The following is a 16,996-nucleotide window of genomic DNA, read 5'->3' as shown; positions in this document are numbered from 1 at the left end:
TTTCGTGTTTTTGTATGGCCGAAACTTTTTACTTGTTTTTTGTGATTATTTTGCTGATTTCTTCGTAATCCATGTCACTATTAAGTTCAAAGTTTCCAATTTGTACTTTAGTATGATAATCATGGTCGATCAAAAATTGTTCGAATTCTGTCGCATCATCAATGATTTTTTCTCCTGCTAAAATGTTTGCGATTTTTTTTGTGCTCATATTTTCTTCAATAACTAATGTAAACGCCGCTGTTTCTTCTGTGGGAGACTCCTCTAGCTTTTCTTCCTCATTAACATTCGGTTTTGTTTTTTCTTCCTCAACAAGTTCTTTTTCTTCAGCAACTGCTTCTAAGTTGGTAAATTCCTCGTTTGTAAGAATAACGAAACCTTCTTCTGTCAATTTTTCTTTGGCGTCATGAAGAGAAATATCTGATTCCTGTTTTAGTACTGTGAATTGGAGTAGTGCAACTGCCAAAATGATTCCTAGTGCAAATGCCCGTATTGTATTCTTAGTCATATGTCATCCCTACCTGAAAATTCACGAATGATCGTTTGAACATCATCGATGGATAATGATGACTGTACCGCAATTTGGTCGATCGATACCCCTTGTTGAGCTAGTGTCCAAACTTGGTTTTTAATAATGGCGTGAATCTCTTTTTTTTGAGCCTGCTGTGGAGTGGAAGATGCTTGAAACTCACGATCATCGATTAATAGTTCTTCCTCTAAAATTTTGATTTTTCTTTTCAACTGGTATATTTCTTGTATTTGCTGCATGGAAAATTGATCAAGTTCATTTTTTAAATCTTTATATGGATCTTTTATAAAAAACGAAATGATAAAAAGCAAAATAGAAACTCCAAGCAAGATGGGGACGATATATTCCATAATTTCTCACCTCTATAGATCGTAATTTGATGTTGATGACTAGTCGTCTGAAGAACATTTTACCATTATAGTCGACGTTTTTCGATTGAAATCACGAACGTTGTAGAATATTGGTTATTTGCAAGAAGTTTGTAGAATGGAATCGAGTCGCTGTCATCTTCTAAATGAAAACAAAATACGACAAAATGCGTTTATTGTGGCCTTCTGATATCAGTGCTAACATAAATAGTAAGACAAATCAGTTAATAAAGAAGAGCCACATATAGGTGAAAGGCAATACAAAAATTTTTTGATGAGAAGGGGAAGAAATGGAAGCAAATATCACTCTTAGTAATATAACCCGTACAGAACGTGAAAATGTTGTGAAAAATGGTTTAATCGCAACACCAGGTATTTGGATCAATGGAAAAATCTATTGGATGCGTGATAGTCGAGAGAAATTTATTTCAGAAGAAAATATATTTGTTTATGTAAAAGAACGATCCATTCATTCAAAAACGAAAATCCATGAGGTGTTCATAAAAAATCATGGGGATTATAAAAGGAATATTAAAGTATTTTTTATGCATCACTATGCGGAGGTAACGAGAGAAATACTTACCTTTGTTTCACCAGTGGAAAAATCGATTTTTCATATTATGAATCCATCGGTCTATTTAGTGAATGGGTATTGCCAAGGGAAGATGATGGACCAAATGACCGTTCAACCTCTATGGAAGGGGAATACAGAAAATATTTGGCAGTCGTTAGAAAATGGAATCCTACAATATCAGCCAATGGCAAAGGGGATGATGGTGAGTATTTTTTCACTTGAAGGAAATGTAGAGGCACATGATACTTGTAAGGCGACATCATGGTTAGTGAACGGTGAAAATAAAAGAGAAGCATTACATTTAAATCAAGCGATGAAAAGAGCTTTGCAGTTAATGTGAAAGAGAAGTAAAAACGCACTAGCATTTCCTCGGAAAAAGTGATATTATAGAAAAGTCGTATGTGAAACAATAGTTAGCAGTAGTTTGGAGGGAAATTCATGCGTGTAAACATTACTTTAGCTTGCACTGAATGTGGAGAGCGTAACTATATTTCTAAAAAGAACAAACGCAACAATCCAGATCGTCTTGAGCTAAAAAAATATTGCCCAAGAGACAAAAAAAGCACAACACATCGCGAAACAAAGTAAAACAGTGGGAATCTATTTCCTACTGTTTTTTTATTATACGTTGGGAGTGCAATTATGAGGGAGAAAAAAGAGTTACGAAAGTCGTTGCAAGAGAAATTGAAAAAAATGACAAAGTATGAGTATGAACAGCTTTCATACAAAATTGCGCAAAATTTGTTTTCTGATTCGGCCTGGATAGAGGCGAAAACAGTGGGCATTACGGTTTCTAGAGTTCCTGAAGTGGATACATATGAAATGATCAGAAAAGCTTGGGAGAGCGATAAACAAGTTGTTGTAGCGAAATGCGACCCAAAAGAAAGAACGATGCATTTTCGTACATTGACAGATTTCGCTCAGTTAGAAACGGTGTATTTTGGTCTATCTGAACCAATTATCGAGAAAACAATAGAAGTTGAAAAAGAACAGATCGATTTATTAATTGTCCCTGGATTAGCATTTACGAAAGAAGGGTATCGTCTTGGCTTTGGTGGTGGATATTATGACCGTTATTTAGAAGATTACAAAGGGGAAAAGTTGGCATTAGCATTTCCTTCGCAATTGCTTAAGGTTCTCCCGATCGAAAGTCATGATATTCCAGTCGACAAAATTGTGATGGCAGAGGAGATTATCGAGATCAATGGATAGCTTCTTTTATCTGATTATATTAATTATTTGTGTTTACTTAGGCTTTCGATTTCGTTTTTTGACCCTTTCGGGGAGTATTGCGGCAGCGATTGTTGGTATACTAACGGTGTTAGGATTACATTTAGAAGGTCTCATTCTTTTAGGGCTATTTTTTACGAGCTCCAGTTATTGGTCTAAGTATAAAAAGAGTCAAAAAGAACAGGTGGAGGAAAGATTAGAAAAGGGCTCCAGAAGAGATTGGCTTCAAGTCGTCGCAAATGGTGGAGTAGCGGCAGTAGCTAGTTTTCTTTATTATTTAACAGACGAACCGGTTTTTATGGTGGCTTTTTGTATCTTAATTGCTAGCTCCAATTCGGATACGTGGGCATCTGAAATCGGGACACTTAGCAAGAAACCACCAATTAGTATCCGAACCTTTAAAAGGGTTCCGAAGGGTACTTCCGGTGCAATCAGTATGCTCGGTACAGCAGCAGGGGTGGGAGGAGCGGCGCTAATTGCAGTAGCCTTGTTCATTTTGTTTGATGCTGCGATGGAGTTGGTGATCTTTGTCTTTCTCTTTGGTTTTCTTGGAAATCTAATCGACACAGGGCTAGGGGCTTTTTATCAAGCCACCTATCGATGTAATCGTTGCTTACTGGAAACAGAGAAGATGCATCATTGTGGTCAAAATACTGAAAAGATTAGAGGCTTCTCTTTCCTTAACAATGATATCGTAAATTTATTATCAAGTTTGATAGCAGCGCTTATAGGGAGTGTTGTTTATCTTTCGATTACATAATTTATGAGGAGGTTTTGTGTTTTGAGTGATCGTGTTAATCGTGTAGTGTTAGTAGGTACAGGTGCTGTTGGTTCAAGTTATGCTTTTGCCTTAATCAATCAAGGTGTCACAGAAGAGCTTGTTCTAGTTGACTTAAATAAAGCAAAGTCAGAAGGGGATGCAATGGATCTCAACCATGGAATTCCTTTTGCTCCGTCGCCAACAAAAATTTGGTTTGGAGATTATTCTGATTGTCAGGATGCAGATCTTGTTGTGATTTGTGCTGGAGCGAATCAAAAACCTGGCGAAACACGTCTTGATCTCGTTGAAAAGAACACACGCATTTTTAAAGGCATTGTTGATGAAATTCTCGCTAGTGGTTTTAAAGGGATTTTCCTTGTCGCAACCAATCCAGTCGATATTTTAACATACGCTGTCTGGAAGTTTTCCGGCTTTCCAAAAGAGCGGGTAATTGGATCAGGGACTATTTTAGATACGGCGAGATTCCGCTATTTACTTGGAGAATATTTTAAAGTCGATACGCGAAACGTACATGCTTATATTATTGGAGAACATGGGGATACTGAATTACCGGTATGGAGTCACGCTGATATCGCTGGCAGAAAAATATCGGACTGGATTGAAACAAAGGATGAATATAAACAGGAGCATTTAGAAGAATTATTTTTGAATGTTCGTGATGCGGCCTACCATATCATTGAACGCAAAGGTGCTACTTTCTATGGCATTGCCATGGGGCTAGTCAGGCTAACAAAAGCAATTCTGCAAAATGAGAATTCCGTTATTACCGTTTCCGCCTATTTAACTGGAGAATATGGACATGAAGATGTATTTATTGGTGTACCAGCGGTAGTGAATCGTAAAGGAATCCGCGAAATTGTCCAACTAGATTTAAATGATACAGAAAAAGAAAAGTTCGCTCATTCAGTTGCAGTTTTAAAGAAGACGATGGAACCTGTTTTAAAATAGAAAATAATTCTATTTATTTCGGATAAAAGCACTGAAAACATCTCAAACTATTTCTATAGGAGGGATGAAAATGGGTCGTTTAATATCGTTACTTCTCATTGGAATTGGAGGCTACTGGGTTCTTCAGAATCGCTTTCGTGTTATTAATGTTTTAATAGGAAACAGATTTATCCGCAGATTTTTAGTCTCGTCCTTTATGCGTTTACCGATGGTACGTAATCAAATGTTTAGCAGCATCTTTTCAGGTGGGACAAGAAACCAATATCAAAGCTAGAGTGAAAAAAGTGACTCGGATTTAAGCTGAGTCACTTTTTCGTATGTCTAATTTTTTTACAAAAGCATTTTCTCCTCATAAAAAGGGGCTTTCCTTATAAAATTACGTAAAAATTGTTTATAATGTAGTTATTAAAATGATTGAATAAAATTTACCAAAAACAAGTAGATTGACGTTGTGAAAGTAGGGGGAATTTTGAATAACCTGGAGAGCTACCTATTTTGGAAAATGGCTTATTTTTTAATTGCAGAGCAAGATTACAGAATCGTAAAATTATCACAAGAACAAAATGAACTATGGTTGGAGAAAAGAGAAAACAAAAAGGCTCAACTAGTTCGTATCCTTAAATATGATATTGATTGGAGTAATTGGTTACAACAAGATATCGAACGCACGGCTTTAAATGGAGAGCGCATTCGCAAGCAAATAACAAGGGGCGAACTACAAGTTGTCAATATATATTTATCCACCTATTTACCTGTTGATGATTACCAATTTCGGATTAACAAACCCTTTGCTCATCCGAAAGAAAGCAAAACAAACGTCCATTCTTTTCTTATTTCACGATTGAACTATAGGGAGGAATCCGGGCGATTGGCAGGACTAGTTGATACGAATTGGGATTTTTCTGAGCTTGACGGTGATAACGAGGAAATGATTGAAGAACTGAAAAGAGATACATTGAACCTCGCCGTTCAACGAGAAAAACAGGATAAGGCAGTCTTTGAACAGGGGAAACCTTTATTTACGTATATGTTCATTGCCATCCAAGTGCTGATGTTTTTAATACTTGAATTATTCGGTGGCAGTACGGATACAAGTACATTAATTCAATTTGGCGCTAAATTTAATCCCCTTATTTTAGAAGGGGAGTGGTGGCGTTTCCTCACCCCAATGGTTTTACATATAGGCTTTCTTCATTTAGCGATGAATACGCTCGCCTTATTTTATTTAGGGACAACGGTTGAAAGAATTTTTGGTCGGCTGCGGTTTTTGTTCATATACATCGTTGCTGGATTTGCAGGTACTGTTGCGAGCTTTATCTTCAGTCCCAATCTCTCAGCTGGTGCAAGCGGGGCTATTTTTGGTTGCTTTGGGGCATTGCTTTATTTCGGTGCTCTTAATCCGAAATTATTCCTTCGAACAATGGGGTTAAATATTTTTGTCGTCTTAGCGATTAATTTATCTTTCGGTTTTACAGTGCCAGGGATTGATAACGCAGGTCATATTGGCGGACTTATTGGTGGCTTTTTGGCGTCAGGGATCGTCCACTTCCCCAAAAAGCGAAAACTAGTCATACAAATGGTCTTTTTAGCTCTAACGCTAGCCATAGCTGGTGGTATGGTGAGATATGGTTTTACACACCCAGAGCAGGTTGTAGATGAAAACTCTACCTTAGTGCTTGCTCAAGAATATTTGGAAAAAGAAAAATATGAACAAGCGTACCAGCTATTACATGATTTATCATACAGTGAGAGTCCTTCTTCGCAGTTCTATTTTCTTCTATCCTTCACAGAGATAAAATTGGAAAAAATAGATGAAGCAGAGCGTTCGTTATTAAAGGCAATTGAACTAGAACCAAATTTTCATGAAGCACATTACAATCTTGCTCTCGTCTATCTTCAGGAACAAGAATTTGAAAAGGCAAAGTTACATGCTGAAAAAGCGGTAGAAATCAGCCCAAATCAAGACTATCTCCGATTACTGAACCAATTTAATTAGGAGAGCTTTACATTAGACCCACTTCTACAAACATAATCGTTAGAAAATCGTACTGAGCTTCCTTCGTCTATCATTGACGAGAGAAGCTTTTTTTATAGAAACATCGCATTTTCACCTAAAATGAGAGGGTATTTTTTCCTGTTTGAATGTCTAAGATGATGAAGACATCGTTGGAAAAGGATTTGAGGTGAACTATGGAGGAAAATACGAAGAGGCCAGTTCAGGCTAGCCTTGAAGAGAACACCAAATTTTTAAAAGAACAACTTGGTGTTGAGAAGAGTTTTGATGTTCTACAGCTGGATGTTGAATATGCGGAAAGAAAGATGGCCTTTTATTTTATCGATGGATTTGTAAAAGATGATATTTTACATTTACTCATGAAGGTACTTGTCAAGGTATCAAAGGAAGATCTCGAACCAAATGCTTTACATAAGCTTCTGAAAACGTATATTCCTTATGTTGAAGTAGAAACAACGGATGATCTAGACAAAGTTGTCGATATGGTGCTAGCAGGACCAACGGCATTAGTTGTAGATGGAATTGCTCAAGTTATTCTGATTGATGCTCGTACTTATCCTGCAAGAGGCCCAGACGAACCGGATATTGAAAGAGTTGTACGAGGCTCAAGGGATGGTTATGTGGAGACGCTCGTCTTTAACACAGCCCTAACAAGGAGAAGAGTAAGAGATCGTACTTTAAGAATGGAATATATGCAAATCGGAAGGCGTTCAAAGACAGACATTGTGGTTAGCTATATTGAAGATATTGCCGAGCCCAATATGGTGAAAGAAATTAAGGATTCCCTTGCCAAAATTGATACGGACGGAGTGCCAATGGCTGAGAAGACAATCGAAGAATACATCTCAGGACGCCATTGGAATCCATTTCCTGTCCTTCGTTATACAGAAAGACCAGATACAGCAGCAAGTCATCTTTATGAAGGTCATGTATGCATTATGGTGGACGGTTCTCCGAGTGTGATGATTACACCTGTTACATATTGGCACCATATGCAGCATGCTGAGGAGTACAGAAATAAACCAATCATCGGTTCGTATTTGAGATTTGTGCGCTTTCTTGCCGTTTGGGCATCTATTTTTCTACTGCCGCTATGGTATTTATTTGCGATCGATCCGAGTCTTCTACCAGATGCCCTTTCCTATATTGGGCCTAACGATAATGGTAGAATCCCGCTCATTCTACAATTTATCTTTGTTGAGCTTGGGATTGACATGCTTAGGATGGCGGCGATTCATACGCCCTCAGCACTAGCAACAGCATTGGGGCTTGTCGCAGCATTAATGATTGGACAAGTAGCCGTGGAAGTAGGTTTGCTAACGAATGAGGTCATTTTGTATCTTTCCATTGCTGCCTTAGGAACTTTTGCAACCCCAAGCTATGAAATGAGTTTAGCGAATCGCCTCGTGCGGATCTTTCTATTATTAGCTACTGCAGCTTTTCATGCATATGGCCTATTAATCGCTTCTGTACTCATTGTTATTATGCTAGCACGAATGAAGTCATTCGGAATCCCTTATTTATGGCCGTTTATCCCATTTCATTTTCGAGCATTTGTGGATGTCCTGTTTCGCGCACCGATTCCACTTAAAAGTCGAAGACCAAGTGTTCTACATCCAAAAGATCCGGATCGATAATCCGAATGTCACTAGCAAGCGGTATAACAATTGCTTGAGGACCTCATAAATTTCAATTATACTTGACTCGATAGCTAATATTTTGAAGTTAAAGAGGTCTAATATGAAAAGCATTTATGATATACAGCAATTTCTAAAAAAATTTGGGACAATTATTTATGTCGGTGATCGGATCGCCACTCTAGAGCTAATGGAAGAGGAACTTAAGGATCTATATCAGTCTCAGCTCATTGAAACGAAAGATTTTCAAACAGCGATTCTTATCTTAAGACATGAAATTCGAATGTTAAAAGAAAAGGAGACGAAACATTCTTAAGAACTTTGAAGCAATCAATTTTTTTCGTTCGCTGTTTTCGTATAGATTGTGGTTAGTTGTAAAAACCTAGAAACCGGTTTTTACCCTCATATCACGATTATGGCTATACATGAAGTGTGCGACGGCACTTTTCGCCTAAATCAGGCATTTTGTTTCTTATTGCTTTCCAAAAGCAGCCATGTTTTGTGAAAAGAGCCTTTTCGTTTAATAAAGCGTTTACGTACATTTAGCGGTTGACCTCTTAACATTAGGCAAAGGAGTTTAGAACATGAAAAAATGGGTGGTAGGAGTAGACTTAGGTGGCACCTCGATTAAAATAGCTTTCATCGATACTTTGGGGACGATTATAACGAAGTGGGAAATCCCAACAGACAATCGGGAAGCAGGAAAAAATATCACAACTGATATTGCCAAAACAATAGAAGCAAAACTAGTAGAACTCGGGCAAACAAAAGAAATTCTTTACGGAGTAGGAATGGGCGCACCTGGACCTGTAGATTATGCGAAAGGAATCATTTATAATACAGTCAATTTAGCATGGGAGGATAACTACCCATTAAGCGATAAGCTAGGAAAGGAGCTCTCCCTGCCAGTATATATTGAGAATGATGCGAACTGTGCCGCTTTAGGTGAAATGTGGAAAGGTGCTGGAAACGGTGCCAAGGACATTGTATGTGTCACACTCGGCACTGGTGTTGGTGGTGGAATCATTACCAATGGGGAAATCGTTCAAGGAATAAGTGGTTCGGCAGGAGAAATTGGCCATATTACCTCTGTTCCTGTAAATGGTGCTCCGTGTAATTGTGGTAAAACGGGTTGTCTTGAAACCGTTGCTTCTGCGACAGGGATTGTTAGGCTTGCAACAGAAAAACTACATGCACAAATAAATCATGAAGGGCTATTAATGGCTATGTTCCAGTCACAAGGGAAAATTGCAGCGAAGGATGTATTTGACTGTGGACGCAAAGGCGATGAGCTCAGCCTTGAGGTAATTGAAGAGGTTGCTTATTATTTAGGGCTAGCTCTTGCTAATTTAGGAAATACTTTGAATCCTGAAAAAATAGTTTTAGGTGGAGGTGTTTCGAAAGCCGGGGAAATCCTTTTAGGAAAAGTTCAAGCTTACTTTGATAAGTATGCATTTTCAAGAGTCAAGGATTCAACTAAAATCTCGATTGCCATCTTGGGAAATGACGCAGGAATTCTCGGTGCGGGATGGCTCGTTGTAAATCGAATGGCCATGCAGGAATAAAAGACTAAAATAATGACAAAATTCGCACAGGTAAATCTTCTTAATAAGAAATAGAAATTTGCATGAGACAGGCCCCAAAAGGAATGAGTGACACCTTTTGAGCCTGTCTTTTGTAATGAAATCAATAAGAAATGGGCATGATCTATGATGGATAAATTTGGACAAAAATGAAACTTTTTAGCCAGTGGGCCGTCTTAATAGGTGTGAGATATTGCGCATGGACATTACAACATTTTACAAAAGTAATTTTAAATTTAGTTTGATCTTTTGTAAAAAAAGTATTAAGATAATCTTTGATTATTCGATAAATACCTAATATTGTAAATAAAACGAATAGTTTCATGCGGCCGGGGGAGGAAATTATGCGTGATTTAAAAGGGTCCAAAGTGTCGATTACGGTGTTTGCGATCTTCTTACTGTGGATTAAAACGTATATCGTCTATAAAACTAGCTTTGAAATAAATATTGACAACTGGAGACAGGAATTGATTTTATTTATCAATCCGCTCAGTTTCCTTATGTTTGTATTAGGAATGAGTCTCCTTATGAAGGAGAAAAATCGAAATCGTTACATTTTAATCTCGAGTTTCTTGATTTCCACAGTTTTGTTTGCAAATGTCGTTTTTTATCGTTTCTTTAATGACTTTCTAACGCTCCCTGTTCTCATGCAAACGAGCAATATGTCTGATCTAGGCAGTAGTGCAGGTGAATTAATACATTTTCTAGATTTAGCTTATTTTGCTGACTTTTTCATCTTGCTTTTGGTGCTGAAGTTCAAGCCTACATTTGTAGTGAATCGCAATTATGGAAAAGTTGGTAAACGAGTCTTTTTCTTAGTGGCGATCGCCATTTCTTTTGCTAATTTAGGTTTGGCCGAAACAGAAAGGCCTCAGCTTTTAACGCGTACATTTGACCGAGAAATGCTCGTCAAAAATATTGGTACATATAATTACCATTTATACGATCTCTTTTTACAATCAAAATCATCCGCGCAGAGAGCTTTAGCAGATGGCAGTGAATTAGTTGATATAGAAAACTATATTCGCGCCAATTATAAGAAGCCAAATGATGAGATGTTTGGAATTGCCAAAGGGAAAAATGTGATTCTCATTTCGATGGAATCAACACAAAGCTTTGTCATTAATAACACGGTAAATGGGCAAGAAATTACCCCATTTTTAAATGATTTCATTAAGGAAAGCTATTATTTTGAAAATTTCTATCATCAAACAGGACAAGGAAAGACTTCTGATTCAGAATTTCTTGTGGATAATTCTTTATATCCTTTAGGGAGAGGCGCCGTCTTTTTTACCCATTCAAGAAATGAATTTGAGGCAAGTCCAAGTATTTTAAAAGAAAATGGATATTATACTGCTTCACTTCATGCAAATAATAAGAGCTTTTGGAACCGAGATATTATGTATCAATCATTAGGTTATGAACGCTTTTACGAAATTAATGATTATGATGTCAATGAAGAGAATTCGGTTGGTTGGGGTTTAAAGGATGACGATTTCTTTCAACAGTCGATCCAGCATTTAAAGGAAATGCCGCAACCCTATTACGCAAAATTTATTACGTTGACGAACCATTTTCCATTTGAATTAGATGAAGAAGATAAGATGGTTGATCCATATACATCAAACTCAAAAACATTAAATAATTATTTCCCTACCGTTCGTTATCAAGATGAAGCCCTTAAAAATTTCATCCAAACTCTAAAGGATGAGGGCATATATGATCATTCGATTATCATTCTCTATGGTGATCATTACGGTATCTCAGAAAATCACAATAGAGCAATGAGTGAATATTTAGGAGAAGAGGTTACTCCGTTTGTAAGTGCACAATTGCAGCGAGTACCGCTCATTATTCATATTCCAGGACAAACAGGAAAAACGATTTCAACTGTATCGGGTCAAGTTGATTTAAAACCAACAATCCTCCATTTATTGGGAATTGATACGAAGAGAGACTTTAATTTTGGAAGTGATTTATTCTCAGATGATAAAATGGAGTTTACGGTTTTTAGAGATGGAAGCTTCGTTACAGAGGATTATGTTTTCACTCGTGAAACTTGTTATGATAAATCGACAGGAGAAGTAACAGACGGAGGTGGCTGTGAGCCATATTATGAGAAAGCAAAATATGAGCTCGAGTATTCGGATAAGATTATATATGGAGATTTGCTTCGCTTTTACGAAAATATGGAGACAGAAGGCATTCAACCTTAGTTCAAGAACCTGCTACGCTTGTAGCGGGTTTTTTGTTTTCGTAGGTTTTAGTCATATAATTTATGAGGATTCATAGGATGTATCGTATTCGTGCAAATTCTGTAGTGAGGAGGAGAAGTGAGTGCAGGTTCAAATTCGTTCAGGTGATAGCTTATGGTACTACAGTCAACTATTTCTCATTCCTTTAAATCTGATCATCGATTCGAATCCCTCAATAAACCCATTAGCCCTTCAAATTGGTCAACATGTTCAGATTCCAGGATTTACTGGCGAATCCTATGTCATAAAACAAGGCGATACTTTCTGGAAATTGGCAAGACGTCGTAATGTGAATGTTGATGCTCTTCTTTTATTAAATCCGAACAGAGATCCGAATTTTTTAGCAGTTGGTGATTCGATCATACTACCTCGCAGAGTTATTTCGCCGATAAAAATGCGGCAAGTACCTTATCATTTTTCTTTACTAAGTGAAGATCTTTCTAGGTTAAAGGCTGTTTATCCTTTTATTCAAATAAATACAATTGGTGAGAGTGTGTTAGGCAAGCCGATTCAAGAGATTCGATTAGGAAGAGGTCGAAAAAAAGTTCATTTAAATGCCTCTTTTCATGCGAATGAATGGATCACGACGCCGATTTTAATGGATGCTCTTAACACCTTTTTATTGTCATTAACCAATGGTTCTTCCATCCGTGGATTATCCGCTTACCCATTATATGAACAAGTGGATTTATCGATCGTCCCGATGGTTAATCCAGATGGAGTTGACTTGGTCTTAAATGGACCTCTTCCCGAGAGAAGGGATGAATTAATTCAAATGAATAAAGGAAGCTCTGATTTTACTGATTGGAAAGCGAATATAAGAGGAGTCGATTTAAATAATCAATTCCCTGCTAATTGGGAAATTGAGAAGGAACGAAAAGAAGAAAAAGCTCCGGCAGCACGTGACTATCCAGGAGATGCCCCTCTTACAGAACCTGAAGCGGTGGTCATGGCTAATTTAGCCTCTAATAAAAGGTTTGACCGTATGCTCGCCTTACACACCCAAGGGGAGGAGTTTTACTGGGGATATGAAGACTTGGAACCACCTGAATCTCGTGTGTTAGCACAAGAGTTCGAACGTGTCAGTGGCTATCAAGCAGTCCGGTATATTGATAGTCATGCAGGCTATAAGGATTGGTTTATTCAAGAGTTTCGCAGACCTGGTTTTACGTTGGAATTAGGGCTTGGAACGAATCCACTTCCACTATCTCAATTCAATGAAATCTATGAGGAATTTTTAGGGATATTTTTAGCGTCCATATACATGTAGAATCCATTTTATAATCATGCTGCTCAAGTTAAAAAGCGAACTCTAAATTCAGTGTGAATTCGAATGAATGATGCTAGAAATATTTGTTTTTTAATTTACCTTCGTACATGGAGAAATCGACTCATGCAATCAAAAAGTCCATTTTTGGACTTTTTTCTTTTGAAGGAGTATTATTTATGAGTCGAAAGTAACAATTTGTAACAATTTGAAATATAATTGAAACATTTTGTCTTTGATATCGTATCATTAAGATAGAGCGTTTATTTGAATGGGGGGGTAGATATGTGGATCAATTTACAAAGCGGGTATTCTGTTCTAAAGTTACCTCTATTATCCTGCTCTTCACAGTAGTAATCCTATTAGGAGGCTGTCAGAAGGATGATCAAACGAGTCCATTACCCTCATTAAAGCACGGATTCGATTTATTTAAGGGAATACCTGATAGTGGAAACTTATCTATTGAACCGATTGATGTGGGCACAGATTCCTTTCATTCCTTCGGAGGCTGGTTCAATAATGAAACGATTTTTTACATAACTGATTCAAGCCTTGGTTCAAACGTGTATACTCACCATTTACACAGTGGAGAAAAGAAGCTGTTGTTCGAAAGCAATGCCCCCATTGTTTCAACGATCGTAAGCCCTTCAAGGGAATTTTTGCTTATACACTCTGCACCATCTTCCAATGAAGCAGTACTCACCATCATTAATAAAGAAGGCAATAAGTTAATCGAGAGAAGTCTTCCTTCATTTGAGTTAAATATTCAATGGAATCCTTATGACGACTCGTCTATCCTTATCACAGCATTTACAGCAGATTGGGATTTTACTGTATGGAATTTAAATATCGAGAAGCAATCTATGAATGAAATAGGTTTACCGCAGCCATTTGCTTATTGGGCAGAAAAGCAAGAACTCTTCTATTTAGATTGGGATTTAGATAGTCCGTCAATAGAAGCTGACTTACAGAGCTATGATTTGGAAACGGGAGAGGCTATTAAAAAGGAATCCGATGTGTTACAAGTGTTTACATATCAGGATTTGATAGTTGTCATCAAGGTAGATGAAGACAATGAGGAAATGGCGAATTACTACTTTATGAACCATCAATTTGAAGAAATATTTCGATTTACAACGCCGCATCTTTCAAGCTATTCGGAATGGTTAATCCCATTCCATGATTATAATCGCCATACAGATTCTTTCTTGACCTATCAGCCATTGTATTCATCTGAGGCCGATGTTTATAACGAGGGATTTCAGTTAGTCCGTTATGATCTGGCAACGGGGAATAAGGAGATGATAGTGGAGGGAATGGATAATGCTCCTATTAGTTGTTCTCCCAATGGTGAAAGTTGCTTAACGGGATTTTACTATGAAAATGTAATTAATTTGGAGACGAAAGAAATAGTCCCTCTGTCGGACAACTCGTAATTTTGGCAAGTAAAAAAGGACTGAAATATTCAGTCCTTTTTTTGATAAATTGTATTAATGGCCAGTAGGGAATCCATTTTTTAGTAAAGTCATGATCGTAAACCATCCAAAAACAAGAAATGAACCTGCACCAAATACTAAACCTAGTACATTTTTGTTTTTAAGAGCAGAAATTGTACCATATCCAGCAAAAATGGCTACCAAGCCAAAAATGATCATTAATCCCATTGTATAGCCCCCTTAGTCTTTTAGTTTCCATTTCATTTCGTTAGGACGTTAGTCTAACATCTTTTTCACACTTAAGTGAAATAAGCAACCCACTATGTAATATCTAAATATTATTGCATCCGATTCCTATTTTATAGCTTTTGTTCATGTTTGTCGAGGTCTAAAAATGACACTTCCATGAACTTTAAAGTTTCTTCTTTGAAAAAAGCTAGATAACAATATTGTACCATTCAGTTGCTTTTGTGTAAGATAGTAATAGTATTGCAAAACATGGAGGTGTATATACTTGAACTGGGAACAGTTGCCGCTCGGGCCATTACAAACCAATTGCTATCTATTAGCAAATCAAGAGAAAAAATGTATTATTGTAGATCCAGGGGAAGAAGGAGCACGGGTAGTGAATCATCTTCAACAAAGAAAATTAACGCCCCAAGCGATTCTTTTAACACATGCCCATTTCGATCATATCGGGGCAGTTGATGATATACGAAGCGTTTACAATATTCCAGTATATTTACATAATAAGGAAAAGAACTGGCTGATGGACCCTAGTTTAAATGGTTCACAATTATTCATGATGGGGCCGATTAAAGTGAAAGAAGCAGATCATCTATTTACGTCTGAAGGTGCAATGAAAGTTGGCGATTTTTTATTTGAGGTGTTTGAAACACCGGGACACTCACCAGGCAGCGTTTCTTTCTATTTTAAAGAAGATGGGGTTGTCGTAGCAGGAGATGCTCTATTTCAAGGTAGTATCGGGAGAACGGACTTGCCAGGGGGCAATCATGAACAATTAATTCGAAGCATTCATGATAAATTGCTGATCATGCCAGAGGAAACACAGGTGCTTCCAGGACATGGAGCGACTACGACTATAGGCGAAGAAATGGATCGTAATCCGTTTCTCAATGGGTTCTAGAAAGTATAGAAAAGCCCTTCTCTAAAAGAGAAGGGCTTTTCTGGGGGATGTTCTATTCATTCAATGGGAAGGGATAAGTTTTAGCTACTAATTAAAGAATATTATAAAGTTTTCACTGTGTCAATAGTGCAAAACAGAAGGGAGACATTATGCTCTCATACCTAAAAGAAAAGATCAGTGGATCCTCTTCAAAGATGATAACTTATGCAGAATTTATAGAGGAAGCTCTCTATCATCCCGAGTGGGGATATTATATGAAAGAGGGTGTAAAGGTCGGCAGAAAAGGCGATTTTATTACGACGAGTAATATTTCTGATATTTATGGTCGTCTAATCGCAAAATGGTTTTTACAGCAGAAAAAAGAGCTAGGACTCCCTTCTGCTGTATGTGAGTTAGGCGCTGGAAATGGTCGTTTTGCTGCAGCTTTTATCGATGAATGGGATAAAAATAGCGAGGAATCTTTAGCTTATTTTATAGTGGAAACAAGCCCGTATCATCGACAACTGCAAAAGGAACTTCTTGGTTCTCGTATTCAACAAGTGGAAAGCATCGAAAATTTGAAACCATTTGACGGATTTATTTTTTCAAATGAATTATTTGATGCATTTCCTGTTCATGTAGTTGAGTGTCATCATGAGCAACTTTTTGAAGTGATGATTACGATGGTGGATGATCAGCTCGTAGAAAAAAAGGTTTCTTTAAATAATGTGGAAATTGAACAGTTTATCGAAAAGAGTGGCTTAACTTTACGAAACAATCAAAGAATTGAAATTCCTTTGGCGATGGAAAGAATGATTCGAAGTCTTACGGATGCAGTGGGACGTGGCTGGTTCGTTACCGTTGATTATGGCTACCGTGATACTGAATGGAATGAGGCGATTCATTGCAAGGGGAGTTTAAGAGGGTATTATAAACATGAACAATTCAATGATGTCCTAAAGCATGTAGGAGAGATGGATATTACCAGTCATGTGCATTTTGACTCGCTTATTCGAATGGGAGAGGAAAATAGATTAGAATTTGTTCGTATCCAAAGACAAGATGAATTTTTCTTATCGATCGGAATTCTTGAGGAGCTGGAAAATCATGCTGATCCGAATCCTTTTTCTGAAGTAAGTCGTCGTAACCGCTCCATTAAAAGTCTAATTATGCCATCAGGCATGAGTACGTATTTTCACGTTGTCATTCAAAAAAAAGGAATATAAAAAAAGCGATGGGATCCCATCGCTT

The 16,996-nt window shown here is 37.4% G+C and carries 18 protein-coding genes; 15 read left to right on the top strand and 3 right to left on the bottom strand.

Annotated elements, in window-relative coordinates; genetic code table 11:
• Positions 1 to 28: 28 nt before the first annotated feature.
• Positions 29 to 505 carry a hypothetical protein gene (locus tag BMSHG_RS27110; protein ID WP_019154511.1) on the bottom strand — a complete coding sequence of 159 codons (477 nt, stop codon included), beginning with the start codon at positions 503 to 505 and terminating at the stop codon, positions 29 to 31.
• Positions 502 to 876 carry a hypothetical protein gene (locus tag BMSHG_RS11035; RefSeq protein WP_019154510.1) on the bottom strand — a complete coding sequence of 125 codons (375 nt, stop codon included), beginning with the start codon at positions 874 to 876 and terminating at the stop codon, positions 502 to 504. The genes BMSHG_RS27110 and BMSHG_RS11035 overlap by 4 nt, the downstream gene beginning before the upstream one ends.
• A gap of 308 nt (positions 877 to 1,184) precedes the next feature.
• Between BMSHG_RS11035 and BMSHG_RS11030 the strand changes: the two genes are divergently transcribed.
• The 13 genes from BMSHG_RS11030 (at position 1,185) to BMSHG_RS10970 (ending at position 14,619) form a co-directional block, all read left to right on the top strand.
• Positions 1,185 to 1,808: a hypothetical protein gene (locus BMSHG_RS11030; RefSeq protein ID WP_019154509.1), complete on the top strand. Its 624-nt coding sequence runs from the start codon at positions 1,185 to 1,187 to the stop codon at positions 1,806 to 1,808.
• 98 nt (positions 1,809 to 1,906) lie between these two features.
• Positions 1,907 to 2,056, top strand: coding sequence for a 50S ribosomal protein L33 (rpmG, locus tag BMSHG_RS11025; RefSeq protein WP_019154508.1), 150 nt, complete (start codon positions 1,907 to 1,909; stop codon positions 2,054 to 2,056).
• 51 nt (positions 2,057 to 2,107) lie between these two features.
• Entirely contained in the window at positions 2,108 to 2,680 is a 573-nt protein-coding gene (locus BMSHG_RS11020) for a 5-formyltetrahydrofolate cyclo-ligase (protein ID WP_087946632.1), read from the top strand.
• Entirely contained in the window at positions 2,673 to 3,458 is a 786-nt protein-coding gene (locus tag BMSHG_RS11015; protein ID WP_019154506.1) for a DUF92 domain-containing protein, read from the top strand. Before BMSHG_RS11020 ends, BMSHG_RS11015 begins: the two co-directional genes overlap by 8 nt.
• Before the next feature lie 21 nt (positions 3,459 to 3,479).
• Positions 3,480 to 4,427 carry an L-lactate dehydrogenase gene (locus tag BMSHG_RS11010; protein WP_019154505.1) on the top strand — a complete coding sequence of 316 codons (948 nt, stop codon included), beginning with the start codon at positions 3,480 to 3,482 and terminating at the stop codon, positions 4,425 to 4,427.
• 70 nt (positions 4,428 to 4,497) lie between these two features.
• Positions 4,498 to 4,701 carry a hypothetical protein gene (locus BMSHG_RS11005; RefSeq protein WP_019154504.1) on the top strand — a complete coding sequence of 68 codons (204 nt, stop codon included), beginning with the start codon at positions 4,498 to 4,500 and terminating at the stop codon, positions 4,699 to 4,701.
• A 195-nt stretch (positions 4,702 to 4,896) separates the two neighbouring features.
• Entirely contained in the window at positions 4,897 to 6,423 is a 1,527-nt protein-coding gene (locus BMSHG_RS11000; protein WP_019154503.1) for a rhomboid family protein, read from the top strand.
• 194 nt (positions 6,424 to 6,617) lie between these two features.
• Positions 6,618 to 8,078, top strand: a complete 1,461-nt coding sequence (locus tag BMSHG_RS10995) for a spore germination protein (protein WP_019154502.1) — start codon at positions 6,618 to 6,620, stop codon at positions 8,076 to 8,078.
• A gap of 103 nt (positions 8,079 to 8,181) precedes the next feature.
• Positions 8,182 to 8,394, top strand: a complete 213-nt coding sequence (locus BMSHG_RS10990) for a YqgQ family protein (protein WP_019154501.1) — start codon at positions 8,182 to 8,184, stop codon at positions 8,392 to 8,394.
• Between the two features lie 268 nt (positions 8,395 to 8,662).
• Positions 8,663 to 9,643, top strand: a complete 981-nt coding sequence (locus tag BMSHG_RS10985) for an ROK family glucokinase (protein ID WP_019154500.1) — start codon at positions 8,663 to 8,665, stop codon at positions 9,641 to 9,643.
• A gap of 362 nt (positions 9,644 to 10,005) precedes the next feature.
• Entirely contained in the window at positions 10,006 to 11,877 is a 1,872-nt protein-coding gene (locus tag BMSHG_RS10980; RefSeq protein ID WP_019154499.1) for an LTA synthase family protein, read from the top strand.
• A gap of 121 nt (positions 11,878 to 11,998) precedes the next feature.
• Positions 11,999 to 13,186 carry a M14 family metallopeptidase gene (locus BMSHG_RS10975; protein ID WP_019154498.1) on the top strand — a complete coding sequence of 396 codons (1,188 nt, stop codon included), beginning with the start codon at positions 11,999 to 12,001 and terminating at the stop codon, positions 13,184 to 13,186.
• A 284-nt stretch (positions 13,187 to 13,470) separates the two neighbouring features.
• Positions 13,471 to 14,619, top strand: a complete 1,149-nt coding sequence (locus BMSHG_RS10970) for a YqgU-like beta propeller domain-containing protein (protein ID WP_019154497.1) — start codon at positions 13,471 to 13,473, stop codon at positions 14,617 to 14,619.
• 54 nt (positions 14,620 to 14,673) lie between these two features.
• Here the strand turns inward: BMSHG_RS10970 and BMSHG_RS27540 are convergent, their stop codons facing one another.
• Positions 14,674 to 14,847, bottom strand: a complete 174-nt coding sequence (locus BMSHG_RS27540) for a DUF2759 domain-containing protein (protein ID WP_019154496.1) — start codon at positions 14,845 to 14,847, stop codon at positions 14,674 to 14,676.
• Positions 14,848 to 15,133: 286 nt separating this feature from the next.
• Here BMSHG_RS27540 and BMSHG_RS10960 point away from each other — a divergent pair, with 286 nt between their 5' ends.
• Positions 15,134 to 15,766 carry an MBL fold metallo-hydrolase gene (locus BMSHG_RS10960; protein WP_019154495.1) on the top strand — a complete coding sequence of 211 codons (633 nt, stop codon included), beginning with the start codon at positions 15,134 to 15,136 and terminating at the stop codon, positions 15,764 to 15,766.
• 149 nt (positions 15,767 to 15,915) lie between these two features.
• Positions 15,916 to 16,971 carry a class I SAM-dependent methyltransferase gene (locus BMSHG_RS10955; protein WP_019154494.1) on the top strand — a complete coding sequence of 352 codons (1,056 nt, stop codon included), beginning with the start codon at positions 15,916 to 15,918 and terminating at the stop codon, positions 16,969 to 16,971.
• Positions 16,972 to 16,996: the final 25 nt, after the last annotated feature.

The sequence above is a fragment of the Robertmurraya massiliosenegalensis JC6 genome, from assembly GCF_000311725.1.
Taxonomy (GTDB): domain Bacteria; phylum Bacillota; class Bacilli; order Bacillales; family Cytobacillaceae; genus Robertmurraya; species Robertmurraya massiliosenegalensis.
Note: the sequence above shows the minus strand (reverse complement) of the source record. Positions and strands in the feature narration are given on the sequence as shown.

What these genes read in the sequence shown, in the direction of transcription:
- BMSHG_RS27110 (WP_019154511.1), bottom strand. Translation starts at nt 505, where the DNA reads ATGACTAAGAATACAATACGGGCATTTGCACTAGGAATCATTTTGGCA.
- BMSHG_RS11035 (WP_019154510.1), bottom strand. Translation starts at nt 876, where the DNA reads ATGGAATATATCGTCCCCATCTTGCTTGGAGTTTCTATTTTGCTTTTT.
- BMSHG_RS11030 (WP_019154509.1), top strand. Translation starts at nt 1,185, where the DNA reads ATGGAAGCAAATATCACTCTTAGTAATATAACCCGTACAGAACGTGAA.
- rpmG (WP_019154508.1), top strand. Translation starts at nt 1,907, where the DNA reads ATGCGTGTAAACATTACTTTAGCTTGCACTGAATGTGGAGAGCGTAAC.
- BMSHG_RS11015 (WP_019154506.1), top strand. Translation starts at nt 2,673, where the DNA reads ATGGATAGCTTCTTTTATCTGATTATATTAATTATTTGTGTTTACTTA.
- BMSHG_RS11005 (WP_019154504.1), top strand. Translation starts at nt 4,498, where the DNA reads ATGGGTCGTTTAATATCGTTACTTCTCATTGGAATTGGAGGCTACTGG.
- BMSHG_RS10995 (WP_019154502.1), top strand. Translation starts at nt 6,618, where the DNA reads ATGGAGGAAAATACGAAGAGGCCAGTTCAGGCTAGCCTTGAAGAGAAC.
- BMSHG_RS10990 (WP_019154501.1), top strand. Translation starts at nt 8,182, where the DNA reads ATGAAAAGCATTTATGATATACAGCAATTTCTAAAAAAATTTGGGACA.
- BMSHG_RS10985 (WP_019154500.1), top strand. Translation starts at nt 8,663, where the DNA reads ATGAAAAAATGGGTGGTAGGAGTAGACTTAGGTGGCACCTCGATTAAA.
- BMSHG_RS10980 (WP_019154499.1), top strand. Translation starts at nt 10,006, where the DNA reads ATGCGTGATTTAAAAGGGTCCAAAGTGTCGATTACGGTGTTTGCGATC.
- BMSHG_RS27540 (WP_019154496.1), bottom strand. Translation starts at nt 14,847, where the DNA reads ATGGGATTAATGATCATTTTTGGCTTGGTAGCCATTTTTGCTGGATAT.
- BMSHG_RS10955 (WP_019154494.1), top strand. Translation starts at nt 15,916, where the DNA reads ATGCTCTCATACCTAAAAGAAAAGATCAGTGGATCCTCTTCAAAGATG.